Here is a 19465-nt window from a genome sequence, read left to right as displayed (position 1 = left end):
TCCTCCTCAAGGGGTGTATGAGACGCATCTCACCCCATGAGAAGTGCCGCGAAGCGCCGACGCGACCGCAATGCCCCCGGACGGGTGCGTGAAGCACGACCAGGGGCGCGGGCACCTGCGCGAAGCGGAAGGCACCCAACCGCAAGATCTCGACGCGGCATTGACGTGCCGTTGATCGCGACCCAGCGGTTGGGTGCCTCGTTGCCGGTGGCCCTGTTTTCGCGCCCTTACGCAGCCGCCGCAGGCTCTCGCTCTGCGGCGAAGTGGCACGCCGAATCGTGCCGCGCGTCACCCGTGAGCAGCGTCGGCGCAGCCAGCAGCGGCACCTCGGTCGCGCAGCGCTCCTCCGCCTTCCAGCAGCGGGTGCGGAAGCGGCAGCCGGACGGCGGGTTGGCCGGCGAGGGGATGTCGCCGGTGAGGATGATCCGCTCGCGGCCCTCGCGGCCGGTCGGGTCGGGCACCGGCACCGCCGACAGCAGCGCCTGCGTGTACGGGTGGGTGGCGTGCTCGTAGATCTCGGCGTCCGTGCCGATCTCGACCATCCGTCCCAGGTACATCACGCCGACCCGGTCGGAGATGTGCCGGACGATCGACAGGTCGTGCGCGATGAACATGTACGACAGCTCGAACTCGCCCTGGAGCTGCTCCAGCAGGTTGATCACCTGCGCCTGCACGGACACGTCCAGCGCGGAGACCGGCTCGTCGCAGATGATGATCTCCGGCTTCAGCGCCAGGCCGCGCGCGATGCCGATGCGCTGCCGCTGGCCGCCGGAGAACTGGTGCGGGTACCGGTTGATGTACTCGGGGTTCAGGCCCACCACGTCGAGCAGGTCCTGAACGGCCTTGCGCCGGTCGCCCTTCGGGGCCACCTCGGGGTGGATCTCGAACGGCTCGCCGATGATGTCGCCGACCGTCATGCGCGGGTTCAGCGAGGTGTACGGGTCCTGGAACACCATCTGGATGTTCCGGCGCACGGCCTTGAGCGCCGCGCCGGACAGTCGCGAGATGTCCTCGCCCTTGTAGAGGACCTGCCCGGCGGTCGCCCGCTCCAGGTTCATCAGGACCTTGGCCAGCGTCGACTTGCCGCAGCCGGACTCGCCGACGATGCCGAGGGTCTCGCCCTTGGCGAGGGTGAAGGAGACGCCGTCGACGGCCTTGACCGCGCCGACCTGCTTCTTGAAGAGGACGCCCTGGGTGAGCGGGTAGTGCTTGACCAGGTCGCGGACCTCCAGGATGGGCTCAGCCATGGAGGGTCTCCTTCCAGAGGTGGCAGGCGCTCTTGCGGCCGGCGAGCTCGGCCCCGTCCCGGTCGGTGACCTGGTGCAGGGTGGGGATCTCGGTGCGGCACAGGTCGGTGGCGACGTCGCAGCGCGGGTTGAACGCGCAGCCGGCCGGGACCTTGTAGAGGTTGGGCGGCAGGCCCTTGATCGCGTAGAGCTCCTCGCCCTTCTGGTCCAGTCGCGGGATCGACCGGAGCAGGCCCTGGGTGTAGGGGTGGGCGGGGCGGGCGTAGAGCTCGTGCACGGGCGCGGTCTCGACGATCCGGCCGGCGTACATGACGGCGATCTTGTCCGCGACGTCGGCGACGACGCCGAGGTCGTGGGTGATCAGGATCAGACCCATGTGGTACTCGGCCTGGAGCTCCGCCAGCAGGTCCATCACCTGCGCCTGGACGGTCACGTCCAGCGCCGTGGTCGGCTCGTCCGCGATGATCAGGTCCGGCTCCAGGGCCAGCGCCATCGCGATCATGATGCGCTGCCGCATGCCGCCGGAGAACTGGTGCGGGTAGTCGTTGACGCGCTGCGCGGCGGCGGGGATGCGGACCCGGTCCATCAGTTCGATGGCCTTGGCCTTGGCCTCCTTGCGGGAGGCGCCCTCGTGCACGCGGAACATCTCGCCGAGCTGGTAGCCGACGGAGAGCACCGGGTTGAGCGAGGACAGCGCGTCCTGGAAGATCATCGCGATCTTGCGGCCGCGGATCTTCCGGCGCTCCTCGTTGGACATCTTCAGCATGTCCTGGCCGCGGAACAGGATCTCGCCGGCGGTGACCCGGCCGGGCGGCATGTCGAGGATGCCCATGATGGTCTGGGCGGTGACGGACTTGCCGGAGCCGGACTCGCCGAGGACGGCGAGGGTCTCGCCGGCCGCGACCGAGTAGTTGACGCCGTTGACGGCCTTGGCGACGCCGTCACGGGTCTTGAACTCGACGTGCAGGTCGCGGACTTCGAGCAGCGGGGTGCCGGGGACCAGGCGGTCCTGGCCGGCGGTGGTCTTCTCGGGTGCGGTGGTCATGGTGCGGGCCGCCTCTCTCAGCGCAGCTTCGGGTCGAGGGCGTCGCGGACCGCGTCGCCGAGCATGATGAACGCCAGCACGGTGACGCTGAGCATGCCCGCCGGGAAGAACAGGGCGAACGGCGCGGTGCGGATGACCTTCTGGGCCGAGTTGATGTCGATGCCCCAGGAGATGGTCGGGTCCTGGAGGCCGATGCCGAGGAAGCTCAGCGTGGCCTCGGTGGCGATGTAGCCGCCGAGCGCGATGGTGGCGACCACGATCACCGGGGCGATCGCGTTCGGCAGGATGTGCTTGAACATGATCCGGCCGGTGCCGGCGCCGAGCGCCCGGGCCGCGGTCACGAAGTCGGACTGCTTGACGGTGATCACCGAGCCGCGCATCACGCGGGTCATCTGGGTCCAGCCGAGGGCGACCAGGGCGAAGACCACCGACCAGACGGTGCGGGTGGTGAAGGCGTTCAGCACGACCAGCGCGCCGAGCAGCAGCGGGATGCCGAAGAACATGTCGGTGACCCGGGAGATCACCGTGTCGACCCAGCCGCCGTAGTAGCCGGCGGCCATGCCGGCCAGGCCGCCGAGGACGGTGACACCCGCGGTGACGCAGATGCCGACCACCACGGAGGCGCGGGCGCCGTAGATCATCCGCGCGTAGATCGAGCGGCCCTGGCCGTCGTAGCCGAACCAGTCGGCCTGGAAGAAGTGCAGGTAGTTCGGCTTGGTCAGGTAGTGGTGCTGGAGGTCGCCGGCCCGCGGGTCCACCGAGGTGAACAGGCTGGGGGCGATCGCGAACGCGACCAGCAGCACGATCAGCGCCGCCGAGATGATGAAGACCGGACGCTTGCGCAGGTCGTGCCAGGCGTCCAGGCCGAGGCTGCGGGGCTTCTCCGGCTTCGGTTCGGCGGAGCCGGCGGCACCCTGCGCCGGGACGTTCTTCTCGATCAGGTCAGGCATACCGGATCCTCGGGTCCAGGACCGCGTAGAGCAGGTCGACGATCAGGCTGGCGGCCAGGTACACCAGCACCAGCACGACGACGAAACCGGAGACGGTCGCGCCCTCGTTGAGGTTGATGGCGTGGTACAGCGCGTTGCCGACGCCCTTGACGTTGAAGATGCCCTCGGTGACGATCGCGCCGCCCATCAGGGCGCCGAGGTCGGTGCCCAGGAAGGTCACCACCGGGATCATCGAGTTGCGCAGCAGGTGGGTGCCGATGACCTTGCGGCGGGGCAGGCCCTTGGCGATCGCGGTGCGCATGTAGTCCGACTTGATGTTCTCCGCGATGGAGGTGCGGGTCAGTCGGGCGACGTAGGCGAGGGAGATCGAGCCGAGCACGATGGCGGGCAGCATCAGCTGGCCGAGGTTCATCGAGTCCTGAACGGTCGGGGTGATCCACTTGAGCTGGATCGCGAAGACGTTCTGGAAGATGAAGCCGAGCACCGGCACCGGGATGGAGATCAGCAGCAGGGTGAAGACCAGCGCGGTCTTGTCGAAGGCCTTGCCGCGGCGAAGGCCGGAGAACAGGCCGATCGTCACGCCGACAACCACTTCGAAGACGAAGGCCAGCAGGGCGAGCCTGATGGTGACCGGCAGGGCCTCACCGATCACGTCGATGACCTTGCGGCCGGCCATGGTCTCGCCGAAGTTCCCGGTGAGCAGGTTCCCCATGTAGTCGAGGTACTGCTGCCCGATCGAGACGTCGAGTCCCATCCGGTGCTTGAACGCGGCGAGCTGGGCCGGGTCGGCGGCCTTGTCGCCCCACATCGCCGCGGCCGGGTCTCCGGGCAGCATGCGGGTCATGAAGAAAATGATGGTCACGGTGCCCAGGAACACCGGGATCATCTGGAGCAGTCGCCTTGCGACAAAGCGCCCCATCGTGCCTCCAATTAACTGCTCTGACGGACCGTCGGCCCGGTCAGGGTTCTCGGCGTGACAACGGCCGGTGCCGATCCGCCCGGTAGGGCGGGGTACGGGCACCGGCCGTGTCGGACCGAGCCGTGCGGTGCCGGCTCGGTTACTTCTGCTTGACCTCGACCTGGGTGAAGACCGGGTCGCCGAACGAGTCGTACTTCACGTTCTGGACGTTCTTCGAGTAACCGGCGGTGGTCTTGTAGTACCAGAGCGGGATGGCCGGCATGTCCTTGGCCAGCTGCTCCTCGGCCTGCTGGTACAGCTCGGCGGTCTTCTCCACCGTGGTGGCCTTGTCCGCCTCGGCGGCCAGCTTGTCGAACTCCGGGCTGGAGTAGCCGGCGTCGTTGGCGGCGGCGCCGGTGCCGTACACGTCGCGCAGGAAGTTGGCGTTCAGCGGGTAGTCCTGCACCCAGCCGGTCCGCATCAGGCCGTCGACCTTCTTGTTCTTGACCAGGTCGCGGGCCGACTTGAAGTCCGGCTTCGGGTCGCCGACGCACTCGACGCCGGTGGCCTGACGGATGGAGTTGCAGACCGCGTCCACCCACTCCTTGTGGCCGCCGTCCGCGTTGTACAGGACGGTGATCTTGTTGCCGGGGACGCCGCCGCCCTCGGTGATCAGCTGCTTGGCCTTGGCCGGGTCGTAGGTGCAGGCCTCGCCGCAGGTGTTGTCCTTGTAGCCCATGGCGCCCGGGGCGACCCAGGAGTTGGCGGCCTGGCGGGAGCCGTTGAGCACCGTCTTGGTGATGGTGTCGCGGTCGATCGCCATCGACAGGCCCTGACGGACCTTGGCCTTGTCCTGGCCCTTCCAGGAGTCCTGGTAGAGCGAGAACGAGATGTTCTGGATGGCGCCCTGGGGCTGGTCGACGGCGCGGTCGCCCAGGTCGCTCTTGTACGAGGCGAGGTCGCTCGGGTCGACCTGGTCCAGCACGTCCAGGTTGTCGGAGACCAGGTCCTTGTAGGCGGCCTCGGCCTGCGAGTAGTTCTTGAAGACGATGCCGGAGTTCTTCGGCTTGTCGACGCCCTCGTACTTGTCGTACGCGGCGACGGTGATCGCCTTGTTGTGCTCCCACGAGACGAACTTGTAGGGGCCGTTGCCGATCGGCGACTGGCCGTACTTCGCCGGGTCGGTGAAGAACACCTTCGGCAGCGGCGAGAAGGCGGTGTAGCCGAGCTTGTACTCGAAGTACGAGACCGGGCCGGTCAGCGCGATGGTGAAGTGGGTGTCGTCGACGACCTTCAGGCCGGACATGGTGTCGGCGGTCGGGTCGCCCTTGTCCGGGTGGACCGCGTCATAGCCCTGGATGTCCGAGAACCAGTCGGAGTTGATCTGGTTGTTCTTGGTGTTGGCGGACCAGTTCCAGGCGTCCACGAAGGACTGCGCGGTCACCGGGCTGCCGTCGTGGAAGGTCCAGCCGGACTTCAGGGTGATGGTGTAGTTCTGCGCGTCGGTGGTCTCGATCTTCTCGGCGACCTGGTTGCGCAGCTTGCCGGTCGCGGGGTCGTAGTCCACCAGACCCTTGAACAGGTTCTTCAGGACGCGGCCGCCGCCGACCTCCATCGCGTTGGCGGGCTGGAGCGGGTTCTGCGGCTCGGAGCTCTGGTAGCTGAACGTGCCCTGGGCGTTGACCGGACCGCTCGAAGCGCCGTCCGACGAGCTGCTGCCGCAAGCAGTGGCGGCAAGGGCGACCGCGACGGCTGCGACAACCCACTTGGCCTGGCTGGCACCGCGCATGGGTGTGCCTCCTGAATCGTGTTGCAGATCGCTCGCGGCCTGGCGCGCACCCCTGCGCTGGAAGCCTCGACCCGAGCTCGACTGCACCCACTATCGGTCACCCACGGACACGGAATTGACCAATCCGGATTTCAATTTGGTCACATGAACGGTGCATGAATCCCAATAATCGGACATTCCAGACATAGCCAGACAGGGGCGAAACGGACAGTTGTCACGGATGACGATCCGTGACGTCCGATTAACGAACACCCTTCGCCCGGCCGCTCGTGACGGAACGTCACCAAAAAAGCCGACCGGCCGGCGTCCCGAAGGACACCGGCCGGTCGGCCGAAACGGGTGGGCGTCAGCCCTTCTTGGCGCGCGACGCGGTGCGGCCGCGCTCCTTGGCGTCCAGGACGACCTTGCGGATGCGCACGGTCTCCGGGGTCACCTCGATGCACTCGTCCTCGCGGCAGAACTCCAGCGACTGCTCCAGCGAGAGCTTGCGCGGCGGGACGATCGACTCGGCCACGTCAGCGTTCGAGGAACGCATGTTGGTGAGCTTCTTCTCCTTGGTGATGTTCACGTCCATGTCGTCGGCGCGCGAGTTCTCGCCGACGATCATGCCCTCGTACACCTCGGTGCCGGGGTCGGTGAACAGCACGCCGCGCTCCTGCAGGTTGGTCATCGCGAAGGCGGTGACCACGCCGGAGCGGTCGGCGACCAGCGAACCGTTGTTACGGGTCGTCAGCTGGCCGAACCACGGCTCGTAGCCCTCGTGGATCGAGTGCGCGATGCCGGTGCCGCGGGTGTTGGTGAGGAACTCCGTCCGGAATCCGATCAGGCCGCGGGACGGCACCACGAACTCCATCCGGACCCAGCCCGAACCGTGGTTGGACATGTTGTCCATCCGGCCCTTGCGGATGCCCATCAGCTGCGTGACGGCGCCCATGTGCTCCTCGGGGACGTCCACCGTGAGGCGCTCGACCGGCTCGTGGGTCTTGCCGTTGACCTCGCGGGTGACGACCTGCGGCTTGCCGACGGTCAGCTCGAAGCCTTCCCGGCGCATGGTCTCGATCAGGATGGCCAGCGCCAGCTCACCGCGGCCCTGCACCTCCCAGGCGTCGGGGCGCTCGGTCTCCAGCACGCGCAGCGAGACGTTACCGATCAGCTCGCGGTCCAGGCGGTCCTTGACCTGGCGGGCCGTCACCTTGCGGTCGACCTTGCCGGTGGACTTGGCGTCCGCGCCCTTGCCGGAGCCGCCCTTGCCGACCAGCGGCGAGGTGTTGGTGCCGATGGTCATCGAGATCGCCGGCTCGTCGACGGTGATCAGCGGCAGCGCGATCGGGTTCTCGGGGTCGGCGAGGGTCTCGCCGATCATGATCTCGCCGATGCCGGCGACGGCGCAGATGTCACCGGGGCCGGCCACCTCGGCGGGCTTGCGGGTGAGCGCCTCGGTCATCAGCAGCTCGGAGATGCGGACGCTCTGGATCGAGCCGTCGCGCTTGATCCAGGCCACCGTCTGGCCCTTGCGCAGCTCGCCCTGCTCGACACGGAGCAGCGCGATGCGGCCGAGGAAGTTGTCCGCGTCCAGGTTGGTGACGTGGGCCTGCAGCGGGGCGCCCTCGTCGAAGGTCGGGGCCGGGACGTGCGCCAGGATGGTGGAGAAGAACGGCTCCAGGTTCTCGGAGTCGGCCGGCACGGTGCCGTTCTCCGGCTTGGTCAGCGAGGCGACGCCGTCACGGGCACAGGCGTAGACGATCGGGAACTCGATCTGGTCCTCGTCCGCGTCCAGGTCCAGGAACAGGTCGTAGGTCTCGTTGATGACCTCGTCGATCCGGGCGTCCGGACGGTCGGTCTTGTTGATGCACAGGATGACGGGCAGGCGCGCGGAGAGCGCCTTGCGCAGCACGAAGCGAGTCTGCGGCAGCGGGCCCTCGGAGGCGTCGACCAGCAGGACGACCGCGTCCACCATCGACAGACCGCGCTCGACCTCGCCACCGAAGTCGGCGTGGCCGGGGGTGTCGATGATGTTGATGGTGATCGGCGCGCCGCCGTCCTTGGGGTGGTACTTGACCGCGGTGTTCTTCGCGAGAATGGTGATGCCCTTCTCGCGCTCCAGGTCGTTCGAGTCCATCATTCGGTCGTCGAGGTGCTGGTGGGCCGCGAAGGCACCCGCCTGCTTGAGCATGGCGTCGACCAGAGTGGTCTTGCCGTGGTCGACGTGGGCGACGATGGCTACGTTGCGGATGTCGTTGCGCGTGGGCATGCGGCGCTGATTCTCCCGGAATCGTGGGTCACGGTGCCCGGCCCGCGTCAGCATTCACCGGTCCACCCACCGGGCACGGCACATGCCTCGGCTTCTCCCCATCGTACGGGGAAGGCCGCAATGGAGCAGAAACGGGCAGCCTGTGGAGGTTTGGATCACAGGCGCACGGGACTGCTCCCGGTACGAACGGCTTCCCTGCGGCTACAGCGACAGCTCGAACCAGACGATCTTGCCCTTGGGGGTGCGGCGGCTGCCCCAGCGTTCGGCCAGCAGGGAGACGAGCTGCAGGCCGCGGCCGCCCTCGTCGGTCTCCTGGGCGCGGCGCTGGCGGGGCTGCGCGTAGGCGTCGTCCCAGACCTCGCAGACCATGGTCCGGTCGCGCAGCAGGCGCAGCCGGATCTCGCCGCGGCCGTGCCGCAGGGCGTTGGTGACGAGTTCGCTGACCAGCAGTTCGGAGGTGTCGACGAGTTCGTCGAGGCCGCGTTCCAGCAGCCAGCCGCAGGCGGCCTCGCGGGCCCGGGCGACCGAGGTCGGCTCGGGCGGCAGCCGCCAGTCGCCGACCGAACCGCCGGGCAGGGCCTGGACCTTGGCCATCAGCAGGGCGATGTCGTCCTCGCCGTGGTGCGGGTTGAGCTCGTCCAGGACCTGGTCGCAGAGCTCCTCCAGGCGGTCGGAGCCGTTGGTGAGGGCGGTGCGGAAGGACTTGAGGCCCTCGTCGAGCTGGTGCTTGCGGGACTCGACCAGGCCGTCGGTGTACAGGCCGAGGACGGCGCCCTCGGGCAGGTCGACGGTGACTTCCTCGAAGGGTTCGCCGCCGACGCCGAGCGGCAGGCCGGGCGGCACGTCGAGCATCCGGGCGTGCCGGCCGGGTTCGAGCAGCACCGGCGGGAGGTGGCCGGCGTTGGCGAAGGTGCAGCGCTGCTTGACGGCGTCGTACACGGCGTACACGCAGGTGGCGAGGTAGACCTCGGCGCCGGAGCGGTCCGGTTCGGCGTCGTCGTTGCCGAGGCCGCGGGCGATCTCGTCGAGGGCGGAGAGCACCTCTTCGGGGTCGAGGTCGAGCATCGCGAGGGTGCGGACGGCGGTGCGCAGCTGGCCCATCGCGACGGCGGCGCGCAGGCCGCGGCCCATCACGTCGCCGATCACCAGGGCGGTGCGGCTGCCGGGCAGCGGGATGACGTCGAACCAGTCGCCGCCGACCTCGGTGTTGTTGTTGCTGGGCAGGTAGCGGCGGGCGATCTCCAGGCCGGACGCGGCCGGGTTGCCCGGGGGCAGCAGGCTGCGCTGCAGGATCAGGGCGCGTTCGTGCTCGCGGCGGTACAGGCGGGCGTTGTCGACGCAGACGGCGGCGCGGGCGACGAGTTCCTCGGCGATCGCGACCTCGCGGGCGTCGAACGGCTCGCTGCCGATCGCCCGGGACAGCTGCACCAGGCCGAGCACCTGGTCGCGGGCGACCAGCGGCACCACCAGGGTGGAGCGCAGCAGCGGGTCGGGCCCGGGCTGCGGGACGACGCTGCGGCCGGTGCGCAGGGCGCGGGCGTGCGGGGAGCGCGGCGGGTAGCAGAGCGTGCCGCCGGCCTCGGCGGTCCGCACGCCGCCGCGTTCGGCGCCGAGCACCGACGGGGCGTTGCCGACCACGCTGGAGACCGCAACGCGGCGCAGTTCGCCGTTCTCGGGGTTGGCGATGAGCGAGGTGTCGCCGGTGAGCAGCGCGGTGTACAGGTCGACGGTGGCGACGTCGCAGAACTGCGGGACGATCACGTCGAGCAGTTCCTTGGCGGTGGTCTCCAGGTCGAGGGTGGAGCCGATGTGCGTGGACGCCTCGTTGAGCAGGGCGAGGCTGCGGCGGACCCCGGCGGCCTCGCGTTCGGCGAGGTGCCGGCTGGTGACGTCCTGGACCTGTCCGGCGACGCCGATCGGGCGGCCGCCGGCGGCGGTGAGGCGGTACAGCGAGACCGCCCAGGTGCGCTCGTCGTCGCGGCCGCCCGGGCGGCCGGGGCGGGCGGGGGCGGACATCCGCAGGTCGAGGACGGGCTCCTGGCCGGTGAGGACCTTGCGCAGGGCGAGCAGCAGCCGGTCCGCGTCGGAGGGCCGGAACACGTCGCCGGGGGCGAGGCCCTGCAGGGCGGCGGGGCTGCGGCCGACGCCGTTGGCGAACGCGGCGTTGACGCGCTGCAGCTTCAGGTCGGTGTCGAACAGGAAGAACCCGGTGGGGGTCTGCCGGATGACGGCCTCGGAGGCGGCCAGGTCGGTCTCGATGGCGCGCAGCCGGCCGAGGTCGACGGCCAGGCAAGTCGCGGAGCCGTCGGCGCTGTCGGGCATCGCGTAGACCTCGGCGAGGCTCTCCGCGCCGGACTGGTCCCGGTAGGGGGCGGTGCCCACCCACTCCTCGCCGGACAGGATGCGTTCCAGCCGGGCCCGGCCGCGCTGCCAGAGTTCGCGCGGGACGAACGCGGTGATCGGGTCGGCGCCGACGGCCTCGGCGGCGGGCACGCCGAAGAACTTGGCGGCCCGGTCGCTCCACTGCGCGATCCGCCCGTCGGGGCCGATGGCGAAGGTGGCGACCCGGATGTAGTCGTAGATGGTGCCGGCGGAGCCCTGTTCCCGGCTGTCCGGGAGGGTGGCAGGCACCGTGGGGGCACCCGGTTGCTCCGGCAGCGCGGCACGGCCGTTGCTGCCGTGCGTCGTGTTCCGTGCCGGGAAGCTGTTCAACGGACCGACCCCTCCAACCCGCGCGCCCATCCGGTGTCGAGACGACCGAGTATTCCGATGTCCGAGTATTCATCATTCGGGCGTGGGCGCACACGCCCTTCAACGTCACAACATCGACTCGGGTGGTTGAACGTCCGAGTCTGCCAGCTCGAACCAGACGACCTTGCCCAGCCCCTCGGCCCGCGTTCCCCAGCGCAGGGCGAGCCTGCGGACGAGTTCGAGACCGCGTCCGCCTTCGTCGCCGGCGCTCGCGTGCCGCTCCCGGGGCGGGTCGGGCAGCGGGTCGGAGATCTCCACCAGCAGCAGGTCGCCGAGCGTGAGGCGGACTCCGATCGGGGCGCTGGCGTACCGGACGGCGTTCGTGACGAGTTCGCTGACCAGCAGTTCGGCGGTGTCGGTGAGGCTTTCGGCGCCCCAGTCGGCGAGGGTGTGGCGGACCAGGCGGCGGGCCCGGGAGACCGCGGTCGGTTCGGCGGGCAGCGTCCAGCCGGCGGTGGGGGCGTCGTCGCGTTCCTGGCCGAGCCGGGCCAGCAGCAGGGCCACGTCGTCGGGTTCGCGGCCCTGTTCCATGGTGTCGAGGACGGCCTCGCACGCCTGCTGGATCGAGGCGTACGGCTGTTCGAGCACGCTGATCAACCTCCCCAGTCCCACGTCCAGATCCTTGTCCCGGGACTCCACCAGCCCGTCCGTGCACAGGGCGAGCAGGCTGCCGTCCGGGATCTCCATCTCGATGGACTCGAACGGCACCCCGCCGACGCCGAGCGGCGCGCCGGAGGGCAGGTCGAGCACCTGGCCGGCCCCGCCGGGCAGCGGGCCGCCGGAGCGGGCCGGCCGGGCGTCGGCGCCGGGCACCACCAGGACCGGCGGGATGTGGCCGGCCTTGGTGGCGGTCAGGATGCGCCGCGCGGGGTCGAACACCGCGTAGACGCAGGTGGCGAGCAGGGCCTCGTCGGGGCCCTGGGCGAGGTCGTCGGCGAGTTCGTGGACGTGCCGCAGGACCACCTCGGGCGCGAGGTCGAGGGCGGCCAGCACCCGGACGGCGGTGCGCAGCCGGCCCATGGTGGCGGCGGCCCGCAGGCCGTGGCCCATCACGTCGCCGACCACCAGCGCGGTGCGGTCGCCGGGCAGCGGGATCACGTCGAACCAGTCGCCGCCGACCTCGGTGCCGCTGGAGCCCGGCACGTACCGGTAGCCGACCTCGATGCCGGCGGGCTGCGGCACCTGCTGGGGCAGCAGGGTGCGCTGCAGGGTGAGCGCGGCCGTCCGCTCGCGGGCGTACAGGCGGGCGTTGTCGAGCGAGCTGCCGGCCCGGTCGGCGAGTTCGACGGTGAAGGCGAGGTCGTCCCGGTCGAAGCCCTCCCGGTAGCCGGCCCGGCTGACCACCATCAGGCCGATCACGATGCCGCGGGCCCGCAGCGGCACCACCAGCCGGGAGTGGATGCCGAGTTCGCGGGCAGCCTCGACCTTGGGGTCGTCGGGGAAGGACAGCTCGTCGAGTTCGGCGCCGGTGAGCAGTTCGGGGACGCCGCGGCGCAGCACCCGGCCGAACGCCGACTCGTCCTCGAAGGTGATCCGGGCGCCGTGCCGGAGCATGGTCTCCACCGCCGGGCCGTCCTGGACGGCGGCGACGCCGAGCTGCAGCAGCGAGGTGCGCCGGTCGTGGCCGTGCCGGGGCAGGTCGTCGCCGTGCGCGACGGCCTGCAGCAGGATCACCGCCGCGTAGTCGGCCAGCCGCGGGACGACCGCGCCGGCCAGCTCCTGGGCGATCATCGAGGCGTCCAGCAGGTCGCCGACCCGGGAGCCGAACTCGTTGAGCAGCGACAGCCGGCGGCGGGCGCCCTCGACCTTGGCCACCGCCCGGTAGCGCTCGGTGACGTCCATCGCGGTGCCGGAGATGCCGAGCACCCGGCCGGCCCGGTCGGTCATCCGGCTGAACGAGATCGAGCGGTAGCCGGCCCGGCCGCCCGGCGAGGCCAGCGTGACGTCGATGACGGGCTCGCCGGTGGCCAGCACCTGGCGTTGCAGGGCGGTGACCTCGTCGGCGGAGCGCTCCGGCAGGGTCTCGCCGGTGGTGCGGCCGATGTGCGCCTCGGCGGGCAGGCCGTTCATCTCGGCGAGGGTGCGGTTGACGGCGGTGTAGCGCAGGTCGGTGTCCAGCACGGCGATGCCCAGCGGGGACTGTTCGAACAGGGCGTCGCGGACGGCGAGGTCGCGTTCGACGGCGCGCAGCGCGGCGGCCTCGGTGAGCGCGGCCTGCACGTAGGGGGCGCCGTCGCCGTCGACCAGCAGCGACATCCGGACCTCCACCTCGACCGGCACGCCGTCGCGGTCGCTGATGCCGGTGAAGCCGTGCCAGGAGCCGCGGCGCAGCGTCTCCTGGAGGGCGGCCCGGGCGCGCTGCTGGTCGTCCGGCTCGGCGAGCAGTTCTTCGAGCGCCCGGCCGACCAGGACCTCGCTGGGCCAGCCGAGCATCTCCTCGGCGGTCGGGCTCCACAGCACCACCCGGCCCGCGGTGTCCAGGATGACGATCGCCACCCGGACCACGTCGAGCAGGCTGCCGCCCTCGGTGCGGCGGCTGGGGTGGAGGGTGGTCGGCGCGGCGTCGGCGCGGGCGCCCGGGGGCCGGCCGGGCCCGCCGGGGAACGCCCGGACGGGGCGGCCTCGGGTGCCTCGGGCACTCGGGGTGTTCAGGTCGGACGGTTCGGGGCCGGCGGACGGCCCGGCGGTGGGCGGCGGCGGTTCGTGGCTGCCGGGGCGGTGGCGCAGGCGGGCGCGGGCGGCCGCGCTGCCGGACCGGCCGCCGGCCGCGGGCGGCGCGGAGCCACCGGGCCGCCGTGGCCCACGCGGGGGCAGGCCGGACGCCTCGTCTTCTTCCCCGCCCCCACCCGGCTTCGCCACCTGCGGGGCCTCCGGCCGTCGCTGGAACGCGCCGCCGACGGGCCGACGGGGCACGGGCCGTCGCCACGCCTCGCGTCGAGCGCTCACTGATCGTGACGAATGCAGCCGAACACTGCCATACCCAGGGAAACGCGCAGCTATCCCGGCATACGGGTCGTCTGTCCGATTGGCGTACAGAACGGGCATTTCCCTGGATCTTCGGGCCTCCGAGGGTGTAACGGAGGCCCCTGGCCTCAGTGCAGCAGGCCGTCGCGGTGCAGGTCGTCGAAGAGCAGCTGGTCGACCGGGGGGACGCGGTCGCGGTCGGCGTAGCCGAACCACTCGACGTCCTCGATCTCGCTGCTGGCGGCGAGGGTGCCGGTGTAGTCGGCCAGGTAGCAGGCCATCCGGACGGTGGGGCCGCCCGGGTGGGCGTCGGCGTGGTAGGTGGCGACGTGGACGACGGTCTCGGGGCGGATGGCGACGGTGAGTTCCTCGGCGATCTCGCGGGTGAGGGTCTGCAGGTCGGTCTCGTCGCCCTCGCGCTTGCCGCCGGGGATGTAGAAGACATCCTTGCCGCGGGGGCGCGCGCAGAGGATCCGGCCGCCCTCCAGTCGGACCCACGCCACCGTGTCGATCAGCTCTGCCATTGCCGCCCTTGCCATCGTGCCGTTCGTGCCGCTCGTCGGCTCCCGACCCTATGTCAGGGGCGGGGCGGCCCGGCGGCCGTGGCGAGGTGCTGGTTCTTCAGGTCGGCGCGGTCGGTGACCTCGGGGCCGAACCAGGGCGGCGGGGTGAAGGCGGCGGCCTCCTGCGGGTCGGCGAACTCGACCTCGACGGTGCGCAGGCCGGCCAGCCGGCCGTGGAAGGTGTCGACCACGGCCTCGTGCCGGCCGAGCTGCACCACCCGGCGGATCTTGGCGATCCGGGCGTGTTCGGTGGCGGGCCACAGCGCCTCGAACTGCTCGGCGGCGAGCGGGGTCTCCCACTCGCCGCGGACCAGGCCGGTGCCGCGCTTGACGGTCAGCGAACATGCGCCGCCCTGGTCGCGCACCCGGGCCTCGGCGCCCTCCGGGCCGATCACCAGGTAGCCCTGCCGGACCTCGGACTCCTGGCCGGCGGGGACGGTCTCGCCGTCCGGGACCAGGAACTTGCGCTCGATCTCCACAGCCAACGGGTCCTCCTCGTGTCCGGTGGGGACCACGCTACGGCGCGACGGGCGCCGCTACTCGGACCGCGTGGGCTCCTCCGCCGCCTTGGGCTCTTCGGGCTCTTCGGGCTCGACCCAGTAGAGCTGCTTGTGGCCGCGGGCCTCGAACTCGGCGGCCAGGGCCTCGGCGGCGGGGCGGGTGAGGCCGCGGGCGAGCAGGAAGCGGTTGCCGTTGTCGTCCTGCCGCATGACGCGATGGGTGGCGGGCGTGCGGTCCGGGTGTCCCATGGCACCACACGGTAGCGGTCCGGCCCGATGGGGGGCAGGCCGGACCGGGCCGCCGGACGGAGAGGCGACCGGCGACAGGGCCAACTAGCTTACGCTCAACAGGAGTTCGCCGTGCAGCACGGCGAACCAGGCGTCCGGGTGGGCGGCCCAGCGGGGCCAGCCGGCGGCGATCCGGTCCAGCTCGGCGGGGGTGGCGAGGCCCTCGGCCAGCGCGGTGGCGGCGGTGTTGGAGCGCAGGGTGCGCTCGGCCCAGCTCTCCGACCACCAGGCGCGCTCGTCCTCGGTGGCGTACGTCCAGGTGCTGGAGGACGGCCGGGCGTCGGTCAGTCCGGCGGCGTGCGCCCAGGACAGCAGGCGGCGGCCGGCGTCGGGTTCACCGCCGCAGGCCCGGGCGGTGCGCCGGTAGAGCGCCAGCCAGTCGTCCAGCTCGGGCAGTTGGGGGTGCCAGGCCATCGCGGCGTAGTCGGCGTCGCGGACCGCGATCACCCCGTCGGGGGCGGTCACCCGACGCATCTCGCGCAGCGCGGCGACCGGGTCGGCGAGGTGCTGCAGCACTTGGTGGGCGTGCACCACGTCGAACGAGGCGTCGGCGTACGGGAGCCGGTACACGTCGGCGACCTCGAAGCTCAGCTGCTCCAGCCCGCGTTCGGCGGCGAGCGCGGCGGCCTGGGCGAGCACCTCGGCGGACGGGTCGACGCCGATCACCCTGCCGGTCGGTCCGAGCAGTTCGGCCAGGTCGGCGGTGATCGTCCCGGGCCCGCAGCCGACGTCCAGCAGTCGTTGCCCCGGGCGGAGTTCGGGCAGCAGGTAGGCCGCGGAGTTGGCGGCGGTGCGGGTGCGGTGCGAGCGCAGGACGGCGGCGTGATGCCCATGGGTGTAGCCGGCCACGGCGGTTCCCCTCTCGTTCGAAGGCGGCCCGCCCAGGATAGGAAAATGTTCCACAGGTCGGACACTCCCGTCTTGTCATATGGGACGCAGAGGAAATCTCCTCGCCCGCGGGGCCGGGCCGGGCGCAGAATCGCCGGCATGGGAAAGACCTACGAACGCATCGACGACCGGCTGCGCGCGTTCATCGACAGGCAGCCCGTGTTCTTCGTGGCCACCGCCCCGCTCTCCGGCGGCGGGCACGTCAACCTCTCCCCCAAGGGCCGCTCCGGCACCCTCGCCGTCCTCGACGAACTCACCGTCGCCTACCTGGACTTCGGCGGTTCGCACGCCGAGACCATCGCCCACCTGCGGGAGAACGGGCGGATCACCCTGATGTGGTGCGCCTTCGAGGGCCCGCCGACGGTGCTGCGGGTGCACGGGCGGGGCGAGCCGGTGTTCCGCGACGACCCGCGGTTCGCCGACCTGCTCGGCCACTTCGACCCGGCCGCGGACGGCGAGGCGCTGCGCGCGATCGTCCTGGTGCGGGCCGAACGGGTCAGCGACTCCTGCGGGTACGCCGTCCCGTTCATGGACTACCGCTCCGACCGAGAGATCCACCGGCAGTACTTCGCCCGCAAGGGTGAGGAGAACTTCAGCGACTACTGCGAGAGCAAGGACTACGTCGCCGCCAGCATCGACGGCCTGCCCTCGGTGCCGCTCCCGCTGCCGCCGCGTCCCGTCGCCTGAGCCGGCTGCTCGTACGGTAGGGGCGTCCACCCGCCCTTCCCCCGAGGAGTCCGCCGATGACCACCGACCAGGCGTGGCTGCGCCGCGCGATCGAACTGTCCCGACGCTGCCCGCCGTCGCGGACGGCGTTCTCGGTGGGCGCGGTGATCGTCGGCGCGGACGGCGAGGTGCTGGCCGAGGGCTTCAGCCGGGAGGTCGACGCGGTGAACCACGCCGAGGAGGCCGCGCTCGGCAAGCTCGCGCCCGGCGATCCGCGGCTGCGCGCCGCCACTGTCTACAGCACCCTGGAGCCGTGCGGGCAGCGGGCCTCCCGTCCGCACCCGTGTGCCGAGTTGATCGTCGCGGCCGGGGTGCCGCGGGTGGTGGTGGCGTGGCGGGAGCCGGCGCTGTTCGTCGCGGACTGCCAGGGCGCCGAGCTGCTCGCCGCGGCGGGCGTCGAGGTGGTGGAGCTGCCGGAGCTGGCCGCGGAGGCCCGGGCGGTGAACGCGCACCTGCTGGGGTGAGGGCCCCTCCGTCCCCTTCGGCGAGTTTTGTACAATTGCGGAACAAACAGTCGCCCGAGGCCCCCGAGGAGCCCCGATGCCCGTCCTCACCCCGCCGGTCCGGGCCGTCCTGCTCGACATGGACGGCACCCTGGTCAACTCCGACGCCGTGGTCGAACGCTGCTGGCGGCGCTGGGCCGAACGGAACGGCCTCGACGGCGACGAGGCGATGAAGACCGTCCACGGCCGGCAGGGCCACCTGACCATGGCGCTGCTGCTGCCCGACCGCCCGATGGAGCAGAACCTCGCCGAGAACCGGCAGATGCTCGCCGAGGAGACCGCCGACACCGATGGCGTGGTCGAAGTCCCGGGCGCCCGACGGCTGATGGAGTCGCTGGCCGGGCTGCCGCACGCCCTGGTCACCTCCGCCGACGACCGCCTCGCCCGGGTCCGGATGGCCGCCGTCGGCGTCCCGCTGCCGCCGCTGATGATCACCGCCGATCTGGTCGGCGCCAGCAAGCCCGACCCCGAGGGCTTCCTGAAGGCCGCCGCCGAGCTGGGCATCGCGCCCGCCGAGTGCCTGGTCCTGGAGGACTCCGAGGCCGGCATCGCCGCCGCCCGCGCCGCCGGCATGCCGGTCCTCGGCGTCGGCCCGCGCGCGGCCGCGTACTCCCCCGACCACCTGGTGGACGACCTCACCGGCGTCACCGTCACGGCCGACCCGACGGGCGGGCTGATCGTCCGCCTGCCCTGACCGGTTCCCGCCCCCGTCGGGCCCGTCAGGCTTCCGAGAGGAGCGCGGCGGCGACCAGGGCGCGGTGCTCCGGGTGCGTGCCGAGCCAGCCGCCGAGCTGGTGGTCGGCTCCGGGCAGGGTGAGGCGGGTGTACGCGGCGCGGGTGCGCAGCGCGGCGTCCAGCGCGTCCGTCACCTCGGCCGGGATCACCTCGTCCGTCTCCGGCAGCACCAGCACCGCCCGGCCGTCGAACGCCGCGAAGGTCTCGAACGCGGAGCTGCTGCGCCAACTGCCCGGGGTACGCAGCGTGGCGGTGAACTCCGGCGCGGCGAACGGGAGTTCCCGCACCTCGCGGGCGTACGCGGCCGGTGCGCCGAGGGCCAGCGCCCGCACCCGCCCGCCGATGTCCGGATCGCCCAGCAGGTCCGCGACGGTCTGGCCGCTCATCGAGAACCCGGCCAGCAGCAGCGGCCCGTCCGGCGCGTGCCGCGCCAGGACGGCGCGTGCCTGACGGGCGCGGCGGGCCAGCGAGAGCTGTCCGAGTTCGCCGGTGCTCTCGCCGTGCCCCGCGAAGTCGAACACCACCGACCGGCAGCCGGCGACCGCCAACTCCCTTGCCAGCGGCAGGCACCGGTGCTTGCCGCTGCTCCCCCCACCGTGCATCAGCAGCGCCGTACCCCGGCGGGCCGGGGCCGCGGGCTCGACCACCGTGCACGCCAGCCGCTCACCGTCCGCCTCCAGGGTGAACGTGCCGACCGCCGCCGTCACTCGGGCACCGCCAGGCAGAACGGGTGCCCGTCCGGGTCCAGCAGCGTCACCCAGTGGTCGCCGCCCGCCTGATGCTCCGGCTTCGTCGCGCCCGCCGCCAGCAGCTCCGCCACCGCCGGCCCCAACTCCGGCACCGTGAAGTCGAGATGGGCCCGCGCCCCGTCCGACGGCCACACCGGCGGCCGGAACCCCCCGACCCGCTGGAACCCGATCCGCACCGGACCGTCCCCGATGAACACGTACGCCTCACTGCGGTACGTCACCTCCCAGCCCGTCAGCCGCCGGTAGAACGCCGCCAGCCGCTCCGGGTCCGGGCAGTCCAGCACCGTCGAGCTGAGCGCGCCGATGGGCCGATGCCCCGTTGTCTGCTGTTCCGTCACCGGGCCAGCGTGTCACGCACCACCGACGGCGGCTTCCCGACACGGCAGGGTCGGCGGCGAGCGGCAGAACGGCGCGACGGGGAGAGCGACGACGGCCGACGGTGCCGAACCGGCACCCGCCTCCGGTTCTCCCTCACCGGCCCGGCGCACCAGCTGCCCTGGGGACAGCAACAACCCCGACGCGGCCGGTGCCGCGCGGCGTGCGGCGTGCGGCGTGCGGCGTGCGGCGGAGAGGCCGACGCCCGCCATCGGCCCGGCACGCCGCCTCCAGCCGAAAGGA

The 19465-nt window shown here is 71.7% G+C and carries 16 protein-coding genes and 1 pseudogene; 3 read left to right on the top strand and 14 right to left on the bottom strand.

Annotated features, from left to right (window positions below; genetic code table 11):
• Window positions 1–227: 227 nt before the first annotated feature.
• The 12 genes from ACFV4P_RS05595 to ACFV4P_RS05540 form a co-directional block, all read right to left on the bottom strand.
• Complete coding sequence (locus tag ACFV4P_RS05595) at window positions 228–1247, bottom strand: ABC transporter ATP-binding protein (RefSeq protein WP_380467671.1); 1020 nt, start codon at window positions 1245–1247, stop codon at window positions 228–230.
• Complete coding sequence (locus tag ACFV4P_RS05590) at window positions 1240–2292, bottom strand: ABC transporter ATP-binding protein (protein WP_380467669.1); 1053 nt, start codon at window positions 2290–2292, stop codon at window positions 1240–1242. Before ACFV4P_RS05590 ends, ACFV4P_RS05595 begins: the two co-directional genes overlap by 8 nt.
• A gap of 17 nt (window positions 2293–2309) precedes the next feature.
• Window positions 2310–3242, bottom strand: coding sequence for an ABC transporter permease (locus ACFV4P_RS05585; protein WP_073811021.1), 933 nt, complete (start codon window positions 3240–3242; stop codon window positions 2310–2312).
• Complete coding sequence (locus ACFV4P_RS05580) at window positions 3235–4161, bottom strand: ABC transporter permease (RefSeq protein WP_380467667.1); 927 nt, start codon at window positions 4159–4161, stop codon at window positions 3235–3237. Before ACFV4P_RS05580 ends, ACFV4P_RS05585 begins: the two co-directional genes overlap by 8 nt.
• 139 nt (window positions 4162–4300) lie before the next feature.
• Complete coding sequence (locus tag ACFV4P_RS05575) at window positions 4301–5929, bottom strand: ABC transporter substrate-binding protein (protein WP_380467665.1); 1629 nt, start codon at window positions 5927–5929, stop codon at window positions 4301–4303.
• Window positions 5930–6275: 346 nt separating this feature from the next.
• Window positions 6276–8180: a translational GTPase TypA gene (typA, locus tag ACFV4P_RS05570; RefSeq protein WP_380467663.1), complete on the bottom strand. Its 1905-nt coding sequence runs from the start codon at window positions 8178–8180 to the stop codon at window positions 6276–6278.
• A gap of 201 nt (window positions 8181–8381) precedes the next feature.
• Window positions 8382–10922 carry a SpoIIE family protein phosphatase gene (locus ACFV4P_RS05565; protein ID WP_380467661.1) on the bottom strand — a complete coding sequence of 847 codons (2541 nt, stop codon included), beginning with the start codon at window positions 10920–10922 and terminating at the stop codon, window positions 8382–8384.
• Window positions 10923–10997: 75 nt separating this feature from the next.
• Window positions 10998–13844 carry a SpoIIE family protein phosphatase gene (locus tag ACFV4P_RS05560; RefSeq protein ID WP_380467659.1) on the bottom strand — a complete coding sequence of 949 codons (2847 nt, stop codon included), beginning with the start codon at window positions 13842–13844 and terminating at the stop codon, window positions 10998–11000.
• 179 nt (window positions 13845–14023) lie between these two features.
• A complete protein-coding gene (locus ACFV4P_RS05555) occupies window positions 14024–14419 on the bottom strand; it encodes an NUDIX domain-containing protein (protein ID WP_380467657.1) in 396 nt (131 codons plus the stop codon).
• A 53-nt stretch (window positions 14420–14472) separates the two neighbouring features.
• The gene (locus ACFV4P_RS05550; RefSeq protein WP_380468162.1) at window positions 14473–14937 is read right to left on the bottom strand and encodes a CYTH domain-containing protein; all 465 of its coding nucleotides are present in this window, start codon (window positions 14935–14937) and stop codon (window positions 14473–14475) included.
• A 57-nt stretch (window positions 14938–14994) separates the two neighbouring features.
• Window positions 14995–15207, bottom strand: a complete 213-nt coding sequence (locus tag ACFV4P_RS05545) for an SPOR domain-containing protein (RefSeq protein WP_380467655.1) — start codon at window positions 15205–15207, stop codon at window positions 14995–14997.
• 84 nt (window positions 15208–15291) lie between these two features.
• On the bottom strand, window positions 15292–16095 hold the full coding sequence (locus ACFV4P_RS05540) for a methyltransferase domain-containing protein (protein ID WP_380467653.1): 804 nt from the start codon (window positions 16093–16095) through the stop codon (window positions 15292–15294).
• 138 nt (window positions 16096–16233) lie between these two features.
• On the opposite strand from ACFV4P_RS05540, the gene ACFV4P_RS05535 reads away from it, so the two are divergent.
• The 3 genes and pseudogenes from ACFV4P_RS05535 to ACFV4P_RS05525 all read left to right on the top strand — a co-directional run bounded on the left by ACFV4P_RS05535 (window position 16234) and on the right by ACFV4P_RS05525 (window position 18057).
• Complete coding sequence (locus ACFV4P_RS05535) at window positions 16234–16821, top strand: pyridoxamine 5'-phosphate oxidase family protein (RefSeq protein ID WP_073811036.1); 588 nt, start codon at window positions 16234–16236, stop codon at window positions 16819–16821.
• Window positions 16822–16886: 65 nt separating this feature from the next.
• Window positions 16887–17324 (top strand): annotated as a pseudogene (locus ACFV4P_RS05530) (deaminase); the annotation flags it as partial.
• Between the two features lie 76 nt (window positions 17325–17400).
• Window positions 17401–18057: an HAD-IA family hydrolase gene (locus tag ACFV4P_RS05525; RefSeq protein WP_380467651.1), complete on the top strand. Its 657-nt coding sequence runs from the start codon at window positions 17401–17403 to the stop codon at window positions 18055–18057.
• A 25-nt stretch (window positions 18058–18082) separates the two neighbouring features.
• Here ACFV4P_RS05525 and ACFV4P_RS05520 read toward each other — a convergent pair whose 3' ends face one another.
• Together ACFV4P_RS05520 and ACFV4P_RS05515 are read right to left on the bottom strand one after the other, a co-directional pair.
• Window positions 18083–18805: an alpha/beta hydrolase gene (locus tag ACFV4P_RS05520; protein WP_380467649.1), complete on the bottom strand. Its 723-nt coding sequence runs from the start codon at window positions 18803–18805 to the stop codon at window positions 18083–18085.
• Window positions 18802–19185, bottom strand: coding sequence for a VOC family protein (locus tag ACFV4P_RS05515; RefSeq protein ID WP_380467647.1), 384 nt, complete (start codon window positions 19183–19185; stop codon window positions 18802–18804). Before ACFV4P_RS05515 ends, ACFV4P_RS05520 begins: the two co-directional genes overlap by 4 nt.
• Window positions 19186–19465 lie beyond the last annotated feature (280 nt).

Origin of the sequence: Kitasatospora sp. NPDC059795, assembly GCF_042732175.1 — a bacterium.
In the GTDB taxonomy this organism is placed as follows: domain Bacteria; phylum Actinomycetota; class Actinomycetes; order Streptomycetales; family Streptomycetaceae; genus Kitasatospora.
This window is presented reverse-complemented; position numbering and strand designations above follow the sequence as displayed.